The organism is Actinacidiphila glaucinigra, assembly GCF_900188405.1.
Lineage (GTDB): Bacteria > Actinomycetota > Actinomycetes > Streptomycetales > Streptomycetaceae > Actinacidiphila > Actinacidiphila glaucinigra.
Window position 1 is genome coordinate 64,484 of record NZ_FZOF01000021.1, and the last position, 21,613, is coordinate 86,096.

At 70.3% G+C, this 21,613-nt stretch carries 23 protein-coding genes and 1 pseudogene; 18 read left to right on the forward strand and 6 right to left on the reverse strand.

Translation table 11 applies throughout. The annotated features are described in order from the left end of the window. Window positions 1-61 precede the first annotated feature (61 nt). Window positions 62-733: an HSP18 transcriptional regulator gene (locus tag CHF15_RS30810; RefSeq protein WP_179280042.1), complete on the reverse strand. Its 672-nt coding sequence runs from the start codon at window positions 731-733 to the stop codon at window positions 62-64. Window positions 734-856: 123 nt separating this feature from the next. Here CHF15_RS30810 and CHF15_RS30815 point away from each other — a divergent pair, with 123 nt between their 5' ends. The 15 genes from CHF15_RS30815 (at window position 857) to CHF15_RS30890 (ending at window position 14,791) form a co-directional block, all read left to right on the forward strand. Next, complete coding sequence (locus CHF15_RS30815) at window positions 857-1,291, forward strand: Hsp20/alpha crystallin family protein (RefSeq protein ID WP_089227183.1); 435 nt, start codon at window positions 857-859, stop codon at window positions 1,289-1,291. A 104-nt stretch (window positions 1,292-1,395) separates the two neighbouring features. After that, window positions 1,396-1,785, forward strand: a complete 390-nt coding sequence (locus CHF15_RS30820) for a DUF2267 domain-containing protein (protein WP_179280054.1) — start codon at window positions 1,396-1,398, stop codon at window positions 1,783-1,785. 69 nt (window positions 1,786-1,854) lie between these two features. After that, window positions 1,855-2,289, forward strand: a complete 435-nt coding sequence (locus CHF15_RS30825; protein ID WP_089227185.1) for a DUF2267 domain-containing protein — start codon at window positions 1,855-1,857, stop codon at window positions 2,287-2,289. A gap of 973 nt (window positions 2,290-3,262) precedes the next feature. After that, a complete protein-coding gene (locus CHF15_RS30835; RefSeq protein ID WP_143681671.1) occupies window positions 3,263-3,874 on the forward strand; it encodes a hypothetical protein in 612 nt (203 codons plus the stop codon). Continuing rightward, the gene (locus tag CHF15_RS30840; protein ID WP_143681672.1) at window positions 3,868-4,764 is read left to right on the forward strand and encodes an ATP/GTP-binding protein; all 897 of its coding nucleotides are present in this window, start codon (window positions 3,868-3,870) and stop codon (window positions 4,762-4,764) included. The genes CHF15_RS30835 and CHF15_RS30840 overlap by 7 nt, the downstream gene beginning before the upstream one ends. A 33-nt stretch (window positions 4,765-4,797) precedes the next feature. Next, window positions 4,798-5,538 carry an SAF domain-containing protein gene (locus tag CHF15_RS30845; RefSeq protein ID WP_089227188.1) on the forward strand — a complete coding sequence of 247 codons (741 nt, stop codon included), beginning with the start codon at window positions 4,798-4,800 and terminating at the stop codon, window positions 5,536-5,538. Continuing rightward, window positions 5,538-6,359, forward strand: a complete 822-nt coding sequence (locus tag CHF15_RS30850) for a hypothetical protein (protein ID WP_089227263.1) — start codon at window positions 5,538-5,540, stop codon at window positions 6,357-6,359. The genes CHF15_RS30845 and CHF15_RS30850 overlap by 1 nt, the downstream gene beginning before the upstream one ends. An 82-nt stretch (window positions 6,360-6,441) precedes the next feature. Next, entirely contained in the window at window positions 6,442-7,827 is a 1,386-nt protein-coding gene (locus tag CHF15_RS30855) for a CpaF family protein (protein WP_245939119.1), read from the forward strand. Continuing rightward, on the forward strand, window positions 7,824-8,801 hold the full coding sequence (locus CHF15_RS30860; RefSeq protein WP_245939120.1) for a type II secretion system F family protein: 978 nt from the start codon (window positions 7,824-7,826) through the stop codon (window positions 8,799-8,801). Before CHF15_RS30855 ends, CHF15_RS30860 begins: the two co-directional genes overlap by 4 nt. After that, on the forward strand, window positions 8,798-9,679 hold the full coding sequence (locus CHF15_RS30865) for a hypothetical protein (protein WP_245939121.1): 882 nt from the start codon (window positions 8,798-8,800) through the stop codon (window positions 9,677-9,679). Before CHF15_RS30860 ends, CHF15_RS30865 begins: the two co-directional genes overlap by 4 nt. Window positions 9,680-9,704: 25 nt before the next feature. Continuing rightward, window positions 9,705-9,911: a hypothetical protein gene (locus CHF15_RS30870; protein ID WP_089227190.1), complete on the forward strand. Its 207-nt coding sequence runs from the start codon at window positions 9,705-9,707 to the stop codon at window positions 9,909-9,911. A 57-nt stretch (window positions 9,912-9,968) separates the two neighbouring features. After that, entirely contained in the window at window positions 9,969-10,364 is a 396-nt protein-coding gene (locus CHF15_RS30875) for a TadE family protein (RefSeq protein ID WP_265737415.1), read from the forward strand. Beyond that, window positions 10,361-10,813: a TadE/TadG family type IV pilus assembly protein gene (locus CHF15_RS30880; protein ID WP_089227192.1), complete on the forward strand. Its 453-nt coding sequence runs from the start codon at window positions 10,361-10,363 to the stop codon at window positions 10,811-10,813. The genes CHF15_RS30875 and CHF15_RS30880 overlap by 4 nt, the downstream gene beginning before the upstream one ends. Continuing rightward, the gene (locus tag CHF15_RS30885) at window positions 10,810-11,250 is read left to right on the forward strand and encodes a TadE/TadG family type IV pilus assembly protein (protein ID WP_089227193.1); all 441 of its coding nucleotides are present in this window, start codon (window positions 10,810-10,812) and stop codon (window positions 11,248-11,250) included. The genes CHF15_RS30880 and CHF15_RS30885 overlap by 4 nt, the downstream gene beginning before the upstream one ends. Before the next feature lie 127 nt (window positions 11,251-11,377). Beyond that, complete coding sequence (locus tag CHF15_RS30890; protein WP_089227194.1) at window positions 11,378-14,791, forward strand: LysM peptidoglycan-binding domain-containing protein; 3,414 nt, start codon at window positions 11,378-11,380, stop codon at window positions 14,789-14,791. 252 nt (window positions 14,792-15,043) lie between these two features. On the opposite strand, the gene CHF15_RS30895 is transcribed toward CHF15_RS30890, so the two are convergent. The 4 genes from CHF15_RS30895 to CHF15_RS30910 form a co-directional block, all read right to left on the reverse strand. After that, complete coding sequence (locus CHF15_RS30895; RefSeq protein ID WP_089227195.1) at window positions 15,044-15,430, reverse strand: toxin Doc; 387 nt, start codon at window positions 15,428-15,430, stop codon at window positions 15,044-15,046. A 3-nt stretch (window positions 15,431-15,433) separates the two neighbouring features. Beyond that, entirely contained in the window at window positions 15,434-15,676 is a 243-nt protein-coding gene (locus CHF15_RS30900) for an antitoxin MazE7 (RefSeq protein ID WP_089227196.1), read from the reverse strand. A gap of 689 nt (window positions 15,677-16,365) precedes the next feature. Beyond that, entirely contained in the window at window positions 16,366-16,572 is a 207-nt protein-coding gene (locus tag CHF15_RS30905) for a hypothetical protein (protein WP_245939123.1), read from the reverse strand. 128 nt (window positions 16,573-16,700) lie between these two features. Next, entirely contained in the window at window positions 16,701-17,045 is a 345-nt protein-coding gene (locus CHF15_RS30910) for a DUF6233 domain-containing protein (protein WP_089227198.1), read from the reverse strand. Between the two features lie 1,551 nt (window positions 17,046-18,596). Between CHF15_RS30910 and CHF15_RS30915 the strand changes: the two genes are divergently transcribed. Both CHF15_RS30915 and CHF15_RS45135 read left to right on the forward strand, forming a co-directional pair. Next, complete coding sequence (locus CHF15_RS30915) at window positions 18,597-19,352, forward strand: hypothetical protein (protein WP_143681673.1); 756 nt, start codon at window positions 18,597-18,599, stop codon at window positions 19,350-19,352. A 1-nt stretch (window position 19,353) separates the two neighbouring features. Continuing rightward, on the forward strand, window positions 19,354-19,500 hold the full coding sequence (locus CHF15_RS45135; RefSeq protein WP_179280039.1) for a hypothetical protein: 147 nt from the start codon (window positions 19,354-19,356) through the stop codon (window positions 19,498-19,500). Between the two features lie 4 nt (window positions 19,501-19,504). On the opposite strand, the pseudogene CHF15_RS30920 reads toward CHF15_RS45135, so the two are convergent. Further along, a pseudogene (locus CHF15_RS30920) lies at window positions 19,505-20,724 on the reverse strand (IS110 family RNA-guided transposase). A 492-nt stretch (window positions 20,725-21,216) separates the two neighbouring features. On the opposite strand from CHF15_RS30920, the gene CHF15_RS30925 reads away from it, so the two are divergent. Beyond that, window positions 21,217-21,489 (forward strand): hypothetical protein, encoded by a 273-nt coding sequence (locus CHF15_RS30925; RefSeq protein ID WP_322975709.1) that lies wholly within the window; start codon window positions 21,217-21,219, stop codon window positions 21,487-21,489. Window positions 21,490-21,613: the final 124 nt, after the last annotated feature.

Genomic DNA, 21,613 nt, shown 5'->3' on the forward strand with positions numbered 1-21,613 from the left:
GCCAGCCTAGGGCTGGCCGGCGCCGTTACTCCTGGCCAGGGACACAGCCAGCCTCCACGTGTCAGTCCCCGCGTCGCTGGTCGTCGCTTTCCTGGCGCAGCTGCTCAGCGCGCTGAGTGAGCGCGTCGACGCGCGCGGCAACCTCTGGATGGCCGGGCAGGAGGTGGGCGCGGGTGGCTTCGAGGGGGACCATCAGGCGCGCCGCGTCGTCGCGGGCGAGGGCTGCGTCGATGTCGGCGATGGCTGATCGGGCTCCGGGAGGTAGGTCGGTCAGCTCGGTGACGTGAGCGGCCAGGCGGCGCAGGTCAGCGGCGTTGTCGCGCGCCCAGGCAGTGACGAGGCGGTCGGCCGCGCGGCGGTCCCGGGTCGCTTTCACGCGCTCCTCTCCCGTGCAGCCCGCCGCTCCCGGCTGGAGACGTAGGTAGCGGCGTTCGGCGGCCTGACGACTGGCAACCCCGAGCGGACCGGCCAGGTCGGCCCAGCTCGCGCCGGCGGCTCGGGCGGTTTCGATCAGCCCTCTCTCCCAGCTGGCGAGCTGCTCGCGCACCTCCCGCAGGAGCATCAGCGAAGCGAGAGCCTGCCCGGTGTCGCCGGCAGGTGCCGGCCCCGCGTCGGCGGCACGGGCCTCGCGCAAGGCGCGGTCGATGGCACCGAGAGCGGTGGCTGCGGCCATGAGCGGTACGGGGCCGTCGTCATCGGCATCCCTCAGCGCGGGGCGCGCCGTAGCGTCCATCAGGGCCGCCTTTCGTCATCCGTTTGACGACACAGGGTTTGTCATCATCTGGATGACATGCTACAACGGATGTAGGTGAAGCGCATTGGCAGTCACTGCCCGAACCCTTGGAGGTGTTTCACGATGTTGATGCGCACCGACCCCTTCCGTGAGCTGGACCGTCTGACCCAGCAGCTCCTGGGAACGTCTGGCACCTGGTCGAGGCCCCAGGCGATGCCGATGGACGCCTACCGTGAGGGCGACCGTTACGTGATCGCCCTCGACATGCCCGGCGTGACCCCGGACGCGATCGACATCGACGTCGAACGCAACATGCTCACGGTCAAGGCCGAACGCCGCCCGGTCGCCAAGGCCGACGACGTGCAGATGGAGCTGTCCGAACGGCCCCTCGGTGTCTTCTCCAGGCAGCTCGTGCTCGCCGACACCCTGGACGCCGAGCACATCGAGGCCGACTACGACGCGGGTGTCCTGACCCTGCGCATCCCAATCGCGGAGCGGGCCAAGCCCCGCAAGATCGCGATCACGTCCACCGGAGACCGCAGGCAGATCAGCGGCTGACCCCCAGCCGCGCTTGATCCCGGCAAGCAGCCAGCGGAGGACGGTCACCGTACGCACGCTCCTCGGGTCCGTCCTCCGCATCACCGCAAGGGGGAATCGTGGCCATGCGACCGGAGGTGTTCCTGGCACAGGTCCAGGAACGCGGTGAATACTCCACTCCGCAGGAGGCGGACCGGGCGGCCCGCGTCGTACTTGGACTGCTCGGCGCCCATGTGGTCGGCAAAGAGCGTGCCGAACTCGCCGCCCGCCTGCCGGAGACCTACGCACTCATCTTGCTCAACCCACTCCAGGCCGTCGAGCCACTGGACGCCGAACGGTTCGTGCGGGCCACCGCCGCATGGATCGAAGGCGCCAGCGAACAGACCGCCAGGTGGGACGTCGGCGCCGTCCTTAGCGTGGCTGCCGACGAGGCCGGACCAGACCTGCTGCGACGACTCCTACTCCAGTTGCCGCCCGGCTACGACCTGCTGTTCGGCCACCTTGAGCCGGCCTGACCTTCACCGCCGAGGGGCGGGGCACGCCGCTCCCGCCCCACAGCATCACAAACAGAGAAAGGCACACCGATGTACGCGCAGCGCCAAGCGGCCGCCCCCGTCTCGGCGATGACGTTCGAGGCGATGGTTGAACAAGTCCGCTACGACGGCGCCTACCCAACCCACGACCGGGCAGAGCAAGCCGTTCGCCATGTGATGGCAGGCCTGGGCCGGCAATTGATCGGCGATGAACGCGTCGCCCTCGCCGCCCGGCTTCCCCTCGAGGCCGCACTTGAGCTCACCGCCCAGGTTCCGCGCACCGAACCGCTTACCGGATTCGATTTTGTCAGCGACCTGGCCGCCCGCACCGGCGGAACACCAGCCACCGCACGCTGGGACGCCGGGATCGTCTTCGCGGTACTCCGGCGCCTGACCGGGGACGACCTCATCAGCAGCGTCCTCGCACAGCTGCCCAGCGGGTACGCCTTGCTCTTCGGCCGCGCCGAACTAGCTCCGACTGGGTAACCCGGTGGACAACCTGCAGGTGACGGGCCCCACTACCCCCGAACACCAGCCAGCTCGCTACCCGCTCCCCTGACAGCGCCTACTCCCGGGTCCTCGCGCAACGAGGACCCGGCAGAGCGCCGATGGCAGGACAGCCCACATGCGCAGTCCATCCAGCGCTCCACAACCGCAGCGACGCCAGCAGGACCAGTAAGCCAGGGGTGTCCCACTCCTGAACTGAACCTCGCCGCGCCACCCCAACGACCCGATCGTGCTCGTTCGCGTGCCACCCAAGACGTGTGCCAGCCGACCACCACCGTGGTCATCCGTTGGAACGCTCTCGGTCTCTGCGCAGTGGACGCGCTCTACCCAGACGGTCCCCGACTCGGGTCGGCCCGGATCGACGGTGGCGAACTGTTTCCCGCACGCCATCGCAGGCCCCGCTTCACGTGAACTGGTCGGCGCCGACAACGCCCCAGGACTGGGTGGCGGACCAGTGGGCGTTTACCGTGCTGCCGAGGTCGGTGCCGCTGGGTATAGCAGGCTGGTCGTGATCACTCGGCGCAGGTCATAACGTAGCCCAAGCGTGGGTGAAGGCGGGCGTCGCGGACCTCCCGCGGCCTGCCGGGCCGGCGACGTACTGCGGGAGCTGTGACTGCAGCTGGGTCACCGGTGAGGACGGCCAGGCCGGCAAGTGCCCCTGTCGGACCGGCGAGAGGCCGTGACCGGGCCTCGATTTCACTCACCGGAATCAGTGGTGACGTGCCGTGAAAATTCACCGCCCCGCATACAAGGACAAAGGCGGATGAGATGTGTCAGTGCGCTCATGATCTCTATTGGAGGCGGTGAGTTGGAGCCGTACGGTGCGTCGTATGTCGCACCGCGGCACCCGCCGCATGATGCGCTGCTGTCCCGGGAGCACCGTCCCGGTGAGCGCGCGTCAGCGGCGGGCGTTGCTGCGGTTACGCAGCCGATGCCAGGGGGAGGCCGTCCCGTGCCGAGCACCACCGACCAACGCCGCCGTCAGAACCGCCAGGCCCGTCAGGGAGCAGCAGTGGCGGCCGCCGTGTTCGCGGGCGTTCTCGCCCTTGCTGCCTGTGGTGGTGACCAGGACTCCGCCAAGCTGGCCGCCGCATCGGGCAGCGCCAAGGCTGCGCCGTCGAAGGCTGCCGCCGTGTCGACGGATCCGACTCCGGTCGCCAAAGACAAGGTCGAGGCCGCCTTTCAGGGCTTGGTCGACGCGGAGACCGCCGGCTTCGCGAAGGCCACGTTCGAGGGCACGGACATCGAGCACTACGCCTCCGGGCAGGTCCTCACCGACGACAAAAGGACGCTGCTGATCAACCGGGCCAACAACGTCGTCACGAAGGGGAAGCCCACCTTCTCCGTCACCAAGACCACCGTGGACCTGTCGGTGACCCCGCACCGCGCCGCACTGACGGTGTGCTGGGACGACACGAACTGGACGCCGGTAAAGAAGGCGACCGGCAAGAGCGTCGCCGCACCGAACCAGGCCAAGCGCTACGTGGTGAACTCCACGCTCCGAACGATCGGGACCCGGTGGGTGGTCACCGATAGCACGGCCGACCGGGAGCAGTCGTGCTGAGGCGGCCGCTGGCGGCCCTCGCCGTCACGAGCGGTCTTCTGGTCGCGGCAATGAGCCCTGCTGTCGCGGACACCGGGGTCGTATGCCCGTCGCGGGGGTCCTGCCAGGTCGGGGTGACCGTGCCCGGCAAGTCAGGCGGCACCACGCCCAGCAACCAGGGCACCGGCAGCGGACCTTCCTCCCGGCGGTGCGTGGACACGCTGCAGGACGTCGAGGTGCCCTGCTACCTGAAGGATCTGGGGTGGTGGAGCCCGAACTGCTACTTCAAGGTCATGGAGCCGCAGCCGCCGACTGGGGACCCGGCCTGGCAGGGCCACAAGCCCGGTGACGGCGCCGTGTACGACGCGTACTGCCCCGATGAGGGGCCGCCGGTGCAGTGGCGTGCCGCGCCGCCGCCGGGCATGGACGGCAGTGTCGATCCGGCTCAGCTCGCCGCCGAGGCCGTGAAGCGGCTGCCGATCGACGGCCCGGACATCGGGGTCGTGCCGGAGCCCGGCAAGACGGGTGTGGTCGGGATGCCGGTGTGGCTGTGGAACCGCACCAGCCCCCGCACCTGGGGCCCGGCCGTGGAGTCGGTGACCGCGGGCGGCATCACGGTGACGGCGACGGCGCACGTGTCGCAGATCGTGTGGGACATGGGCGACGGCCACACCGTCACCTGCGGCGCCGGCACCCCGTACAAGGAGTCGGAAGGCGCGAAGGACTCCCCCAGCTGCGGCTACCGCTACGCCACCACGTCCAACGGGGGTGAGGGCGACGTGTTCTGGGTGACCGCGACCGCCACCTGGGACGTGCACTGGGGCGGCGGCGGACAACGCGGCGACCTCACCACGACAGGCTCTTCCCAGGTCCAGCTGCGCGTCGGCGAAGTTCAGGTCCTCGGCCAGTGACCAGCTGACGTCCCCACACAGGAGGCACTCCTTATGAGCAGCACCGCCCGATCCGTCTCCCCGGCCTCCGCGGCCGCGCCGACAGCCTCAGCGGGGCCGCAGGCCGGGCCGGTCGCTGCGCCGCGGATGGTCCGGCAGCGCCGGCGCCGCCCCGGCTTGATCGCCCTGTCGGTCGCGCTGATCGCCGCTGGCGGCCTGTCCGGGGCGGTGCTGTACTCCCGTTCCGGTCACCGCACTCCGGTGATCGTCGTCGCGCGCGATGTGCCGGTCGGCTCCCGCATCACCGAGGCCGACCTCGCTACGGCGTCGATCGCCCTGGACTCGGCCGTGCGGTCCGTGAAGGCTTCCCGAGCTGGCGGGCTGGTTGGGCAGCGCGCCGCGACCGATTTGAAGGCGGGCTCTCTGCTCGCGCCGTCCCAGGTCACCGACCAGTCCCTGCTCGGGCCCGGTGAGCAGCTGGTCGGGGTGAGTGTGAAGCCGTCCCAGCTTCCGGCGACGCCTCTGGTGCCCGGGGAGAAGGTGCTGATCGTGTCCACCCCCGACTCCAACGGCGCGCCGTCCCGGACCGCGACCAACGGCGACGGCTCCACGGCAGAGAACGGGGTGGGGCCGGTGGCGTTGTCAGCGAAGGTCGTCGCGGTCGGTCGGCCCGCGGCCGCCGCGGGAGCGTTGGTGGTCGACGTTGCCGTGCCCGCCGCCGAGGGGCCTGCGCTGGCGGCGCAGGTCGCCACTGGGAACGTCGCCCTGGTCGTGGTCGCACGGGACGGTTCGTGATGGCGGTCATCGCGCTGGCCGGAGGCCTCGGCGCGCCGGGTGTGACGACCACGGCAATGGCGCTGCTGCTGACCTGGCCGCTGGAGGGCGGGCATCGGGTGGTGCTGGCGGAGTGCGACCCGGACGGCGGGGCGATCCTGCCCGGAGCATTGCAAGGGACTCTCGGTGGCACGCATGGGCTGCGGAACCTCGCGCTCGCGGCGCGTCAGGGTCAGCTTGGTGAGGCGTTCTGGCGGCAGCTGGTAGACGTCACCGACGCTGGCACCCGCGACCGGCTGGTTCTCCCGGGCCTGTATGACCCGGCGCACGCGTCGTCGATGGGTCCGGTGTGGAAGCCGCTGTCGGCGATGTTCGCCGGGATCGAAGCCCACGCCCATGACGTGCTGGTCGACCTCGGCCGGCGTGGCGCGTTCGGCCCGTCGCAGGTCCTCGCGCAGCGCGCCGACGTGATGCTGCTGGTCGCCCGGAACACCCTGCGCGGACTGCAGAGCGCCGAAGTCCGTCTCGCCGCGCTGCGGGAGCAGCTCGGCACCACGTCGGAGGTACGGCTGCTGCTGGTCGACGCCGGGCCCTTCCCCGCTGGCGAGGTCCAGCGGCAACTGGGTGCTGAAGTTGTCGCCACCCTGCCGTGGCGGCCGGGCGAGGCCGCGGTGCTGTCCGACGGCGCGGAGCAGCCGCGGAAGTTCGAGGTGTCGGAGCTGATACGCGCGGCCCGGTCGGCGACCACGCGGATCCGGCAGTTGGTGGCTACTCGCCGGGCCCGTCTGTCCGTTCCGGCGCGGGGTTCCCTCGAGGCAAGGGCGGTGACCGGTGCGCGCTGATCCCCTGCACCCTCAGCCCGGTCCCCCGTCGGGTGACGCTGCCGCGGTTCTGCCGCTGCGGGCTGCTGCATCGCGGGGTCCCGTGCCGCGGCCGCCAGGTGTGGTCGACTACGCGGCGGTGCGGCTGATCAAGAAGGAGGTCGGTGAGCGGCTCGGTGAGCTGCTGCGGGCGAGGCCGGGGATGAGCGCGGCCGCGCAGGAGCAGCAGGGCCGTGCGCTGATCAACGAGCAGGTCGCAATCTGGTCGGACGCCGAGGCCGTTCGCCGCGGGCAGGCCACCAGCCCGACCGAGGACGCGGCCATCGCCCAGGCCGTGTTCGATCTGCAGTTCCGCGCCGGCCGGCTCCAGGCCCATCTGGACAACCCGGCGGTGGAGAACATCTTCATCAACGGCTACCGCACTGTGGTGCTGGACTTCACCGACGGCCGCCGCGCCCAGGTCGCGCCGGTCGCGGACTCCGACGAAGAGCTCCGCGAGCTCCTACGTGACCTGGCGCGCCGTACCACCGGGCAGTCGGAACGGAGTCTGTCGACCGCGGATCCGTTCCTCGCGCTGCGGCTCGCGGACGGGTCGCGGCTGCAGGCGGTCATCGACGTCACGCCGGGGACGTATGTGACGATCCGCCGGCATTCCATGCGCCACGCCTCCCTGGACGACCTGGTCGCCCGGGGCATGCTCGACACCACGCTGCAGGCCTTTCTGTCCGCGTGCGTGCGGGCGGAGAAGAACGTCATGGTCGTGGGCGGGCAGGCCGCCGGGAAGACCACCCTGCTGCGCGCCCTGCTGCGGGAGATCGACCCGGCCGAGCGGTTCGCCACGCTGGAGACGGAGTACGAGCTGTTCGCGCACGAGAACGGCTACCACCAGCAGGTCGTGCCGATGGAGGCGCGGGAGTCCAACGGCGAGCGGGTCGACGGCCGGGCCGCTGGTGAGATCACGCTGATGGACCTGATGTACCGGGCGTTGCGGATGTCGCTGGCGCGGATCGTGGTCGGTGAGGTCCGCGGCCCGGAGATCGTGGCGATGCTGCAGGCCATGACCAACGGACAGGGCGGCAACCTGTCGACCTTGCATGCGATCCACCCGGGCGTGGTGTTCGACCGGATCGCCGAGCTCTACCTCCTGGCGCAGGCAAACATGAGCGAGGCGCTGGCATACCGGCAGGCCGCGAACGGGTTGGACTTCATCGTGTTCGTCGCGTCCATCGATGAGACCCGCATCGGCGGGCACCGGCACCGGTTCGTCTCCCACGTTCTGGAGGTCACCGGGATCGGCGAGGGCGGCCGGCCCGACACGAACCTCATCTTCGGGCCGCGCCCGGAGTGGGACGAGCCGAGAGCGATGCCGCTGATGCACCCGCGCTGCATTGCTGACCTGCGGCGGGCTGGCTTCGCCCCGGAGCTCCTGGACGAGTCGGCCGGTACCTGGCCGGGCCAGCTGCAGCTGCTCATCCGGGAGGCCTCTTGAACGGCACCGGACTGCTGTTGTGGGGCATCACCGGCGCTGCCTTGGTCGCCGGGCTGGTCGGCATCGTCATCGGCGTGACCGGCACCGAAGCCCCCAAGCGCCCGCCGCTGTGGTCCCGGCTGCGGGCAGCGAGTGCTGCGGGCGCCGCGCACCGGGCGCTGGAGCAGCGCAGGACCCGGCTCGCGATCGGTGCGGTTTCAGGCGCGGTGGTGTGGGCGGTGACGGGGGTGTTCGTGGCCGGCGTGCTGGTGCTGCTGGCGGTACCCGGAGTGCCGTGGCTGTTGGCACCGACCAAGGGCGCGAGTGCGCGGATATCCCGGCTGGAGGCGCTCGGGGACTGGACGCAGCGGCTGTCGAACGTGCTGCGGCTCGGCCGGGGCCTGGACGAGGCCCTCGCGCTGTCCGGGAAGGGGGTGCCCGAGCCGATCGCGCGCGAGGTCGGCGACCTGGTCGACCGACTCGCCGTCGGCTGGCGGCCGACTGAAGCGCTGCGCGACTTCGGTGACGCCCTGGACGATGTGACCGCGGACAAGGTCATCGCCGCCTTGGTGCTGTCAGCGGCCGATCGCGGACCGGGGCTGGCGCAGGCCTTGGACGACCTGGCGGCGTCGGTACACGAGGAGGTCGCCAAGCGGCGGCAGATCGAGGCGGACCGGGCCAAGCCCCGCACCACGGTGCGATGGATGACTCTGATCACCCTCGGTGTCGTCGCTTTCGGGTTCCTCATCCCCGGCTACACCGCCCCCTACGGCTACCTGCTCGGCCAGCTGGTCCTGGCACTGCTCGCTGCCGCCTTCGTGGCGGTGCTGGTATGGATGCGGCAACTCGCCGACCATCACCCCGTGCCGCGGTTCCTGATCGCCGACCCGCGGAGCCGGGTCACTGCGCCCACACTCACGACCGCGATCGCGCGTCCCGGCGAACCTGAGACCGCGCATGGTCTGCCCAGGCCGACCGGAAAGGGGGCGCGGTGATTCCGGTAGGTGCGCTGCTGGCCGGCGCCACGGTCGGCGCCGGGATGGCGCTGCTGGCCAAGGAACTTCTGCGTCCGGCACCTGCGTTGGGCCCGGCGCTGCAGCGTCTCAATCACCCGACAGCCCCAGCCCCCGAGCTGGACAGCGCGGACCGCGATGAGCGGTGGGGGGCGTGGCTGGTCGACCATCTCGGCTCGGTCCCAGGCGTCAGGATTCCTCGCAGAGATCTCGCCCTGGTGGGCACGTCCCTGGGCAGGTTCCTGCTCATCAAAACCGCGCTCGCCGCCGCTGGGCTACTGGTGCCGCCACTCGCCGGGATCCCGCTGCTCCTCCTCGGCCTCCCCTTCTACCTGCCTGCCGTGGTCGGCGTGCTGTTCGCGGCAATGCTGTGGTTCGCCCCCGATCTCGCCCTGCGCGACCAAGCCCGACGTGCCCGTGAGGAGTTCGCGCACGCCATGGCCGCCTACCTGGACCTGGTGGCGCTGCGCCGGGCCGGGAACGTCTCCGCCGAACAAGCGTTGGAGCAGGCGGCGCAAGTCGCAGGCGGGTGGGCGTTTGTACGGATCCAGCAGGCCCTGATGCAGTCCCGGGTGGACAAGGTCCCGCACTGGGAAAGCCTGACCCGGCTGACCGCCGAACTGGACCTGCCGGCGTTGGAAGACCTCGCGGCGATCATGCGGCAGTCCACCGACGACGGCGCCGCCGTCTACGCCACTCTGCGGGCGCGCGCACGAAACCTGCGCACCGAACTGCTCGCCGCACAGGCCGCCGAAGCCAATGCCAACAGCGAGAAGATGACCGCCCCCGGCGCGCTGCTGGCGGTGCTGGTCATGCTTCTCATCGCCTTTCCCGCGGTCATCCGCATTCTCACGACCTGACGCCATGCCGAAGGAGCGCCCGACGATGAACCACCTCACCCGCGCCGCGTCCGCCGCTGTCATGTGGGTGCGCGGCCGCCTCGAGCAGGGCCGTGCCCGTGGCAGCGACCGCGGTGACATCTCCATCACCACCGTCATCATCTGGGTAGCCGCCGTCGGCGGCGCACTCGCGATCGCCGGCACCATCGGCGTCATCGTCAGCAAGTACAACGGCCTGCTCAACGGGATCTGAGCGCCGATGGCCAGGGCAACCGGGACGAATAGCAGCGCGGTACGCGTCACCCGTCGAGTGGCGGCCGCGGCCGGGCGTCGTGGTGACCGGGGCGAGGCGTCGATTCAGATGGCGATCGTGTTCCCGTTCGTCATCCTGCTCACCCTGGCCGTGGTGCAGGCCGGGATGTGGTTTCACGCCCGCAACATCGCCCTGGCGGCCGCACGCGAGGGCGTCACCGCCTCCCGCACCTACCAGGCCACCGATGCTGACGGCGCTGCCCGAGCACGTGAGGTCCTGGGGCGGATCGCTGGTGACAGCCTCCGGGCCTCGGCCGTCAGCACGGCAGGCAGCGGAACAGAGTCTGTGCGGGTCACGGTGACCGGGACCGCCCCGTCGCTGCTGCCCAGTATCGGAGGCTTGCACATCGATGCGTCCGCCACCGGCCCGCGCGAACGCTGGACTACGCCATGACGCGCATGACGCGCCGACTACGGCTGCGGGGCGACCGGGGAAGTGAGTCGGTCCAGGCCGCGATCGTCACTCCGTTGCTGATCGCGTTCCTGTGCCTGGCCATCGCCGCGGGACGCCTCGCCGTCTCCGGTGGGAAGGCCGATGCGGCTGCCGAGGCCGCGGCCCGCGCCGCCTCGTTGGAACGCACCCAGCTCGGCGCCGAGTCGGCCGCCGCCGACGCCGTCACCCGCTCGCTGGAAGACCAAGGCGTCCGCTGCTCCAGCACCGACGTGGACGTCGACACCTCAGGACTCGCCGTCCCAGTCGGCCAGGTCGGATACGTCACCGTCACCGTCCGCTGCACCGTGGACCTGTCGGACCTTCTACTCCCGGGAACTCCCGGAACCACGACGCTGACCAGCAGCTTCACCAGCGTCGTTGACGCCTTCCGCGCCAGGCAGGACGCATGACGCGAGCCGCGCCCCGTTCAGCGGGGCGGGGCGACCGCGGCGGTGTCGCGGTTTCCGTCGCGATCTGCACGGTGGTGCTACTCGCGATCGCCGGGCTGGTCCTGGACGGCGGCGGAAAGCTCCGCGCTACCGAACGCGCCGACGCCCTCGCCCTGGAAGCCGCCCGCGCCGGCGGGCAGGCCCTCGATCCCGCCGCTGCTGTCACCGGCGCCGCGATCCGCGTCGACCCCGCAGCCGCGCAGGCCGCCGCCATGGACTACCTGCGCCAGGCCGGTGTCCACGGGACCGTGACGGTCTCACCGGACCGCACTCGGCTCACCGTCGTCGTCGACACCAGCTACGCCACCCGGTTCCTGCCCGTGATCGGCATCGGCTCCATGGATGTCACCGGGTACGGCACCGCGACGCTGCTGCACGGCGTCGACCAGCCCGAATAGCCCACGAGAAGGGCCACCCGCCATGCCCCAGCCCGCTGTTGTCCGTCCTCCCCGCAGACCACCCACCCGTCAAACACGAACCCGTGGCGCCACCATCGGCGCAGTCGTACGAGCGGCCGCGAGTCTTTTGCTGCTGGCCGCGCTGCTGCTCGGCCTGCCGGTGCTGTTGTGGTGGGGAACCGCCATCGTCGGTCCTCCCGGCATCCAAGCTCTGGGCAACCTGCTGAGCACGCAGGACTCCGGGCAGGTGTTCCTGCTGGCCCTCGCGGTGGCCGGCTGGGCGGGGTGGGCGGGCTTCGCGGCCGCCGTTGCTGTCGAGGTCCCGGTTCAGCTGCGCGGCCGGACCGCACCGAAGCTGCGGCTGCTAGTCGGGCAGCGCGCCGCCGCCGCGCTGGTCGGCGCGATCCTGGTCGCTCTGCCCACCGGCACTGCTCTGGCCTCCCCCACCCCCGCCCACGCCGTCACCAGCGCCGCTGCGGCAGCCAGTTCCCCGGCTCCGGCCCGAGGCGGGCATGCCGCGGCCACCCCGGCCGCGACCGCTCAGGCAGAGCAGGACGGTGCGGTCACGCACACGGTGCGGGCCGTCCGGCCGGCGGAGAGCTTGTGGTCGATCGCCGAGGACCGGCTCGGCGACGGCTACCGCTGGGAAGAGATCGCCACCCTCAACGACGGACGCACCATGAGCGACGGCACCGTCTTCCGGGCGGAGGATCCGATCCAGCCCGGCTGGGTGCTGCTCCTGCCCGACGACGCCGCGCCCACCGGACCCCGTGCGCAGGGCGGCCGTGGGAGCGCCCTCGACGAAACCAGGCCGGAGCCGTACACGGTGCGTCCGGGCGACACTCTGTCGCAGATCGCCGAAGACGAGCTCGGTGACGCCGACCGCTTCCCGGCGATCTTCCGTCTCAACCGGGGCGAAGCCCAGCCCGGCGGCCGCCACTTCACCGACCCCGACCTCATCTACCCCGGTCAGCACCTCGACCTCCCCAGCTCGGACACGCCCACTCCTGCTGCCGGCCCGCAGCAGGACAATCGCGAGCACTCGCGCGACCGCACCCCTCCCCCGGGCAACACCGACGTTCCCAGCGGACCCGACCGTACGGCGCGTCCCTCCACGGCACCGCAAGCGGCGCCCTCTACCGCAGCTGCGACACCGCTGGCGGTCGCATCGCCGAACGGGGAGACGTCGCGGCCGACGTCCACGCCCAGGTCGGCAGACCCCTCACGCCCGGCCGATACCACTGTGCCCGACAGGACTCCTGACCACACACGGGCGACGCAGCGCACCAGCGCAGCCACCGAACCGACCGCTGCTACCCCGACCGGGTCGCCGCGGTCGGGGGCGCCTTCCGCGGCCGAGGCGCCTGCCGCCTCGCCGTCGACACCTCCCTCGCCGTCGGTCTCCGCAGACGCCGCCCCGGCAGGCCGCGCTGACACCGCGCCAGCTTCCGGGATGGAGCGGCAGGTCGTGCTGACGGCCGGGATCGGCACGTTGCTGGCCGCGTTGCTGACGGGTGCCCTGGGGGTGCGGCGAATTCTGCAGCAGCGCCGACGCCGGGCGGGCGAGACCATCGCGATCGACGACGACCCGACCCGGACCGAGCAGGTCCTGCAGGCCGCGGGCGAGCCGGCCGGTGTCGCGCTGCTCGACTCCGTGCTGCGCACCCTGGCTCACCGGGCAGCCGAGTCCGGCGACCAGGTGCCGACGGTGCAGGGTGCCCGGGTCACCGCGTCCGGCGCGGTGCACCTGGTCGTCGACGACCCCGAGGCCGACCCGGTCCCGCCGTTCACCACAGGCAAGTCGGCAGGAGTGTGGGTGCTGGACAGCGGTCTGCCGCTGCTGCCGGCGGAGCAGGGTCGGGAAGTGCCCGCACCGTATCCGGGGCTGGTCACGCTGGGAGCGGCCGAGTCCGGCGACCTGGTGCTGGTCAACCTCTTTCAGGCCGGTGGGCTGCTGCTGGACGGGACGCCGGAGAATGTGCTCGCGGTGGCGCGGGCGTTGGCGTTGGAGGCGGGCACCTGTGTGTGGAGTGACCATACCGAGGTCCTCACCGTGGGGTTGGGAAGCCGTCTGGCGGGGCTGTTGCCGAAGGGCCGGTTGCGGGCGATGCCGCATCTGTCGTCGGTGGTCTCCGACCTCGGGGCGCTTTTGGTGGAGGTGTATCAGCACGGCGAGGACCAGGCGGTGGAGCCGCTGCCGTGGATCCTGATCTGTGCGGCCGATGTCGATCCCGAGCAGGTCTGGCAGCTCGCCGACGCGATCGCCGCCGCCCGGAACCTGCCGGTCACCGTCGTCCTGCCCGAGACCCCGGCGACCCGGCAGGCCTTCCCTGACGCCAGCGCCGTTCCGGTCGCCGGGACGACGACGGCGAGCTTGCCCGCGTTGGCGGCTGGCCCGGTGGAGTTGCAGCGGCTATCGGATGAGCAATACCGGGAACTGGTCCACGCTCTCGGCGTCGCGGATCAGCCCGCGGCACGTGCGAAGGGCGCGTGGCAGCTCGCCGAGGCCCATGCTCACGCTGCCGCGACCGCGCGGCCAGCACCACATCCCATGCTGTTGCACCCGATTGCCGACGATGCCAGCGCGGCCGCCGAGGCAGGCAGGCCGTTCCCGGCTCTGCTGGCCACCGCCGACCCGGGCCGGATCCACCTGGTCAAAGAACCTGCGCCGTCCGGCCCGGACTCGGCTGTGGAGCCTGAGAACTGGGATGTTTCCATCGCTGCGGAAAGCGGGGAGACCGTCAGCGCCGCCGGTGAGGTGGCGTCGATGCCTGAGCCGTCCGGCCCGGAGGCTCCGGAGATCAATGTGCTCGGCTCTCTGCAGGTGTCCGGGATCACCGGCTCCGGGCATGGACCGCGCTTGGAGACGCTCGCGGCGCTGATCTACCTCAAGCCCGGCCGGAACGCCGACGCGCTGTGCACGTTCATGGACCCGGCCTCGCCGTGGACGACCCGCACCCTGCAGTCCCGGCTGTCGGAGATCCGGGCCCGCTTCGGAGCTGCCCCGGACGGGCGGCCGTACCTGCCCCGGCCCAGAGCAGGGTCGGGATACGCCTTCCACCCGTCGATCCGCTCGGACTGGGCGAGGTTCCAGGACCTCGCGACCCGGGGCCCGGCCGCGGGCCCGGTGGCGGGCATGGCGGACCTGGAAGCTGCGCTCGCTCTGGTTCGCGGCCGACCCTTCGACGGACAGGAGTATCCGTGGGCGGTGTCAGTGCAGCAGGAGATGCTGTCCCGCATCGTCGACGTCGTGCACACCCTCGCCGCCTGGCACTGCGCAGGTGACGCGCCGGACTGGGACGCGGCCCGGGGCGCGGTGCTGCGGGGCCTGGACATCGATGAGACCGCCGAGGTCCTCTACCGCGACTGGATCGCCATCGAGCAAGCCGCCGGCAATCACTCGGGGGCCCGCAAAGCGGTGGCCCGGGTCACCGAGGTCACGCGGGCCTACGACATCTCGATGGACGCGCGCACCGAGCACGCGGTGGCCGCGGTCCTGGAGGCGTCCGGGGATCCGGCGGCCGCGACGGGAAGCGCCTGACACGTCACACGGACCAGGTGCCGGCCGCGACGGCGGAACGCTGCCGACACCCACTGCAGAAACCCTAATAGCGACCAGCACGGTCTTACCGGGGCTCCCCTTCAATTCCGGCCCACGCCAATCCCGCAGCTGCCCACTCGGCGTGTGCGCCGCGTTCGCTGTCTCCGGTGAGGGGCCGACCACCTCGGCCGATTGGCCGGGCATCGACCCTTCCTCCACCGCGCCCGAAACGTGGGCTGCGAGGAGACCGCATCACCCCTGTGTCGGGCTCTGCCAGGAGCGCAGGCGATCTGCGACGTCGAAGACGGTCACGCGAAAGGCCCTGATGTCGGTAATCAGGTCGCGCCACTGCTCGTAGGTGGCGTCGACCCTTTCGCCGGACGCTTCGATGTAGGCGACGGCGATGCCGTAGCCGTACAGCTCGTTACGGGCTGGCAGGGGGCGCTGAAGGATGATCGTGTCGAGCAGCGCAGCAGCCCGCCAGTAGGCATCCGGGGTGTCGACCTCGAGGCTGGGGGTGTTGACCCGGTGCCGCGCTACGGCCGCGACGAGCCCTGAGTAGTCACGGACGGCGAGGTCCTTGCCAAGGAGGTCTTCCTGACGGTCCAGGAGCCAGCGATGGTCGATCAACAGTTCCAAGGCTCAGGCCGCCCGGTACGGAGCACGCGCCGGCGGTGCGCCGAAGTCGCGGTCGAAGGCCTCAGCGAAGCCGGGTCGGGAAACAGCAGCACGGAAGGAATCGGTTGCCTTGCCCAGGTTGGCTTGGTTCTCCTCCGCCACCGCCAGCTCGGCAAGGTAGGCGCGGACGCTAAGGCCGCGGGCTGCGGCCAGAGCCGCGAAGCGGTCCCGCGTCTCTGTGTCAATCTTCACGGTGGTGTCAGCCATAAGGACAGTATGCACCCAGGTATACCGACGCGAATACCGTTCGGTGCGGGATCTGCCACCCGACGCGTATAACGCGAGGAGATGCACACCGGCACGTTCGGCCGGCGGGCCCTGCCGCACCCTACGACGTTGGGTGATCACGCATAGCGAGCTGTTCGCGCAGCTTGAGTGCCCGATTCTGAACAGCCCGGTGCGGTAGACGCGGCCAATGCACAGCTCTGGAGACTAAGGGCCAGCCCCCGGCTCTTCTCCCACGACACTGTGCGCCTGGCCCGACACCTACCGTGAAGGCATCGCTTCGGGGCTCTTCCTCACCGAACGCGGAAGCGCCCCCGCTCTACTGGGAGTGGGGCGGCAAAGATCACAAGTACACCGAGAAGACGCCGCCAAGCCCATCCCGGCGTCGTTCCGGACGGCTACCTCCGCGACCAGGGCCCAGGCATGGGCGCAGCGTTCGACGAGGCCGCGAGGTCTGGCAGACCCTCAAGATGCCGCCCAACGCCGAGGGCGGGATCACCCTGCCGCAGAGGCCTGCCTCTCGAACGCCGCGCGTGGACCGCATCTGGCGGCGCGGCCGTCCTCGGCTCCCTCACCGGGTACGCCGTGCAGTTCCTCGCCTGGCCACCCATAGCGCCCCGTACGGTCGCTCAGGGTCGCGCAAAGCCCTCAGGGACGGCGTTCGCAGCGACTCACTTACCGCCCGCCTTGATCCACCGCCACACAAAAATGCAGACGACGAAGGGTGCGACGACCATCGTCAGCATCCACAGGCCGACAGACGCAGGCGAATAGATGTACCACTGCCACCGCTGCGGCAGGAGTGAGGGCGCTATCAACGCCACGATCAGGCAAAGCCACGTGGCGAGCACTGTTGCCGCCATGCGTACTGCCAGCATCGCTATCGGCCCCTCAACACCTCTCACACCCCTACGGCCGGATCCTAGTGCTGGGACCCTTGGCAACCGCAGCGCCCCCGTACGGACTCACGCGGCCGTACGGGGGGCGTCTTTGGTTTATCCGGAGATCACTGGTCGGGGCGGCACTTCGGGCACGACGTAACCTCCGGCTGATCGAGGGCGACGTCCCGCTCCTTCCGACTCAGCCATCCGCCGGCCGCGGCCGGGCAGTCGCTCCGATGAATGACGCCACGTCCCGGTCCCTTGCCGGTCGGAGGCGGGATGCTCTCCAGCCGCCACCCGCGGCCGCCACGGGCGAACGACTGCTCGTCGCGTGACGGCCTGGGCGTCGTCACCGCGGGGGGCGCGGCGGCCGCGGCCTGCTCGATCTTCGCGTCCACCGCAGCGAGCTGAAGTTCCAGATACACGCGGATCACACGGAGGCGTTCCACATCCGGCGGCAGTTCGCTCATATGTTCGACTTTAGGACGGGCGCCTCCGCTCCGGCCAGTCGACTACGCAAACGGCACTCGGACGTGTCGGTGCGCTGGTCAGCTCAGAGGCTCACTGGCAGGCCAGGTCAGTTGACCCAGTCATGCCAGCGCGAGTGGGGTTTCTCGCAGGCGCCAGAGTCGTAGGCATCCTGGTAGGCCTTGGCTCGGAGTTCCTTGACTGTCGTCGCTTTCCCGTCCGAGCCCATAACCTTGCCGCCAATCGTTACGTAGCCGAACGAGACTGCACAGTCGGGGCGCACGAGTGTTCCTGCCACGACGATGGCGCAGATGCCGAGGACAAGCCAACGCGGGTTCCGAGCCGTGCGGCGCGCTACGAGCGGATCCCTGCCTGAGCTGAGACGCCGGACACCGAAACACGGACGCCGCCGGTACGGGCGGCCGGCCTCGGCCAGCAGGACTTCCACCGCAGGTCGTACCAAGGCGACCGCCCGGGCACAGGCCATTCCCGCCGGACCAGCACCCGCGACGATAATGCGCCGACGTGCCGGATCATGGTGCATGCCCCCCGGTGCGCTGCGGAAAGGGCAACGCGATCGGGGGACGGGTGGTGCGGCCGGGCTTTTCCGCAGGGCGACGCGCGCCTTGGGCTTCCTGCGTTTGCGTGGTCGTACTGGTTGTCTCCGATGCCATGACGTTCTGCCGAGCGACGTGGAGACCCGGCGCGCCGGATGCTGAGGCATCGGCGCCTGCCGGGACGTTGGGGACTGCCCCTCGCCCAGCCCCGCGACAGCTACAGGCGTGAGGGCAGTCCTGTATGCGACCGATGAGCACACGCGGCGTCGGCCAGCGGTACTGGGGTCCGGCGTGTAATGCCGGAAAGGAAGCGAGCGTTGACTCGCTGGAATGGGATCCGCGGCAAGCGCGGTTTCCCGGGCTCGGAAGGCTCCACCCGACGCCGCATGTTCGGCGCGGCGGCAGAGCTTGCCTATCTCGCGGACTTTGTTGTTGCTTAGTTGCGCACCCTCGCCTCCGCTGATCCACTGCTGCCGGTCAACTTCTCCGCCGTGGCCAGGGACGCCGGGATCGGAAGCTTCCCGCTGCCCTGGGTGAACCTCCTGCGCGAGGACCTGGAGCGGGCCGTGACCGCGGTAGGTGTCGAGGCCCCGCTCGGCCGTGACGCGGCCCCCGTGCCGAGGGCCGATGGCAAGGGACCCATCCCCTGGACCGCACCGATAGGCGAGCTGGACGTGGGCCCTCTGGTCGCGCGCATGCGGTCGGCCTGCCTGCTGTTGACGGCGGCCGTCAGCGGAATGAGAGCCAGCGAGCTCGCCGAACTCCTCGTGGGATGCCGCCGTCCACCGCAGGAGTCCTACCGGGGACTGCGGCGCTTCCGGATCGGCGGGAAACTGATCAAGGGGCAGGCGCTTGGCGGCACTGACGACGAATGGGTGGTGACCGAGGAGGTCTACGAGGCGATCGCACTGGCCGAGCGCCTGCATGACTCCTCCAGCCCGCATCTGTTCACCGTGTCCGGGTTCGCCTCCGCCTACAAGACCTTCCCGGCACTGGGTGAACGGTCCGGCCGGCCAGCGGCTCGGACTCGCGCCGATCCCCGACGGGTCGGTGAATCTGCGCATGCTGAGGAGAACGCTCGCCGTCGAACTGGCCTATCGGCCCGGTGGTCTCCTCGCTGCGAAGATTCACCTGAAGCATGTGTCGGTGATCACCACCGAGGGCTACGCGAACCGTCCTGGCGGATCACAGTCCCGATTCCTCGCGGAGGTCGGCAAGGAGGAGGAGAAGCGGAACCTCGCCATCGTCACCGAGGAGTGGAAGAACGCCCGAGCGGGGATCAAGCCGTCCGGCCCTGGCGCCCGTGACCTGTTGGACTTCTTCCAGAGCGTGGACGGCCAGCTCGACGACGCGCTCCGGACAGCACCGAATGTGATCACCAACGACCAGCAGGTTCGCGGCATGCTTATGAAACGGGCCAAGACCCTGCACCTGGGGACCGCGAACTACTGCTGGTTCGCCGACCCCGCGAAGGCGCTGTGCCTGAAACTCGCGGGGACACCGACCGCGGATCGGCCGTTGATCGGCATGTGTGACTCGGCTCGCTGTCCGCAGGCCACCCATCATCCCCGCCATCGCCCGGTCTGGGAGAAGACCGTCGAGCAGAACAAGGTGTTCATCAGGATGCTCGGGCGCGGGCAGAAGGCCGAACGGACCTGCCTGGAAGCGGAGTTGGCCCGCGCGGAGAGGGTCATCGCGGACATCGACGCAGCCAGCCGGGGCCCGACAGTCGCGGCCGGGATGGAGGACTGAGATGGGACGTCTGACAGCAGAGACCCGCGCCCGGAACGAAGCAGCGATCCGGGCGGCGATGGACCGGCTGCTGGCCGGAGCGATCCCGCCGGGCGGCGGGTGCGATCTCAAGACCCTGGCGGCCGAGGCAGACATCCGATGCGGTTGATCTGTCAAGCCACGGTGGGGAAGGCGATCTCTTCGCTGTAGGGGATCCGCGTGGTCAGGCAGTGGTGGAGGCAGCCGAGCATGCGGTTGAAGAGGTTGCGTTGGGCGGCGGTGTGGCGTTCTTCGGTGGCTCGGCGGCGGTCGTAGTGGGCTCGGGCGCCGGGTGATGCGGTGAGGGCGGCGAAGGCCCACAGGTAGCCGACGGCGGCCAGTCGTTGGTTCTTGATGTGCCTGGCCAGCACCACTGTTTTCTTGCCTGAGGCGCGGGTGATGGGGGCGGCGCCGGCGTAGGCCTTGAGTGCCCGGGCGTCGGCGAATCGGGTGTGGTCGTCGCCGAGTTCTGCCAGGACGCGGGCGCCGGTGAGGGCTCCGAGGCCGGGAAGCTGGTGATGATCTCGGCGTCCGGGTGCGTCTCGAACGCTGCGACGGTGGCGGCTTCGAGCTCGTTGGCGCTGGTGCAGGCTGCGTTGAACTGTCGTAGCAGGGCTTGGGTTTTGGCGCCCATGGCCTGTTCGACCAGGGGTGGTTGCTGCATCTGCGGTTCGCGCAGCAGTTGGTGAAGGCGTTCGACCTCGGGGGTGATCTCGCGTTGGCGGCCGGCCTTGACGAGCAGGGCGCGGAGCTGGCTGCGGGACAGGCGGGCGGCCTCGATGGGGGTGGGGGCGGCGGCCAGCAGGGTGCGGGTGACCGGTGAGGTGATGCCCTCGCGGAAGTGAACGAACACCGTGAGGAAGCCGGGGAAGTATTCGCGCAGGTGGGAGCGGAGTTTGTTGCCTGCTTGTGTGCGGTCCCAGACGGCGTCTTGCTGGGCGCGGGCCAGGACTGCGATGGCCTGGGCGAGCTCGCTGTCGGTGGGCAGGGGGCGGTGCTCGTTGATGTCGGTGCGCAGGATGTTGGCCAGGACCTTGGCGTCCAGGTGGTCGGACTTCTTGCGGGTCAGGGCGTAGCGGTCGCGGTAGCGGGCGGCGGTGAGTGGGTTGATGGCGTAGACGGGTCGGCCGGTGGCGCGCAGGCAGGACACCAGCAGTCCGTGGGAGGTCTCGATGGCCACCGGGACCGGGGACTGTGGGGTGTCGCCGTGATCGGCCAGCAGATCCAGCAAGTGGGTCAGGCCGGCCGCGTTGTCGTCGATGCGGAGCTTGGCTAACAGGGTGCCGTCCTGGTCGATCAGGGCCACGTCGTGGTGGTCGCTGGCCCAGTCGATCCCGCAGAAGACGCCGGGCATGGGTTTCTCCCTCCGTGTTGGCGCTGGTCACAGCCGTGCGGGGATGCGCGGCTCCCTAATGGAAGGGCTCGTGCGGCCCGTCATCCGATCAGCCGTTCGCGATCCCGGCGGCCGGCAGGGCCCTCGGTCTGCAGGGGAACTCTGTGGTTCTCGAAGCGGTGAGAGGTGATCCCTGCTGGCGGCCTGGTCCACGACGCTAACGATTTCAACGCTTCTGGGGGCGTGGCCCGGAGGGGCCGGGCGAGCTGGACGAAGGCTGGAGCGTGGCCCGGGCCCCGCCGGGCCACGCGTCCCCGACGGATGTCGGGGATGGCCAGCCCGCGGGACCGGCTCTGCCTTGGGAGGTCAATGCCTCAGGAGCGAATACGGCTCACCACGTGCTGGCCATCCCCAACGCTTACGTCCCCATTAGGAGTGACGCGAACAGGCTTCTATCCGAAGGGAGAACGCCCCGGTCCCTACCAGCACCTCGCGGAGGAGTTCGAACGGCGGGTGAAGGAGGCCCAGGCAGCCGGGATCGTCACGGACCCCAGGGCCTCCCAGATCGAGCGGTTGAAGGCCCAGGTCGCCGAGCTGAAGGAACGGCTCGCCGAACGGGACGCGGATCTCGCCGAGCTCATGGCCTTCAAGAGCCTCGCGATCTCGCGGCTGGCCGCGCAGCACGCTGAGATCGAACGGCTGCGACACCAAGCTGCGTCAGACGAGGACATTCGCCGGTTGCCGACACGCGGGAGCTCGGTGACCACGCACCGGCCGTGCAGTTGAGAGAAGCCTCATGCGGGTTAGCGCAGGGGGCAGCTCGGCGGAGAGCCGTGCTCTCGATAGTCGGGACATTCGGGTGTCAACCCTGACCATCGTCCAAGTCCGGCTCTGCCATTCGGCTCAGGCT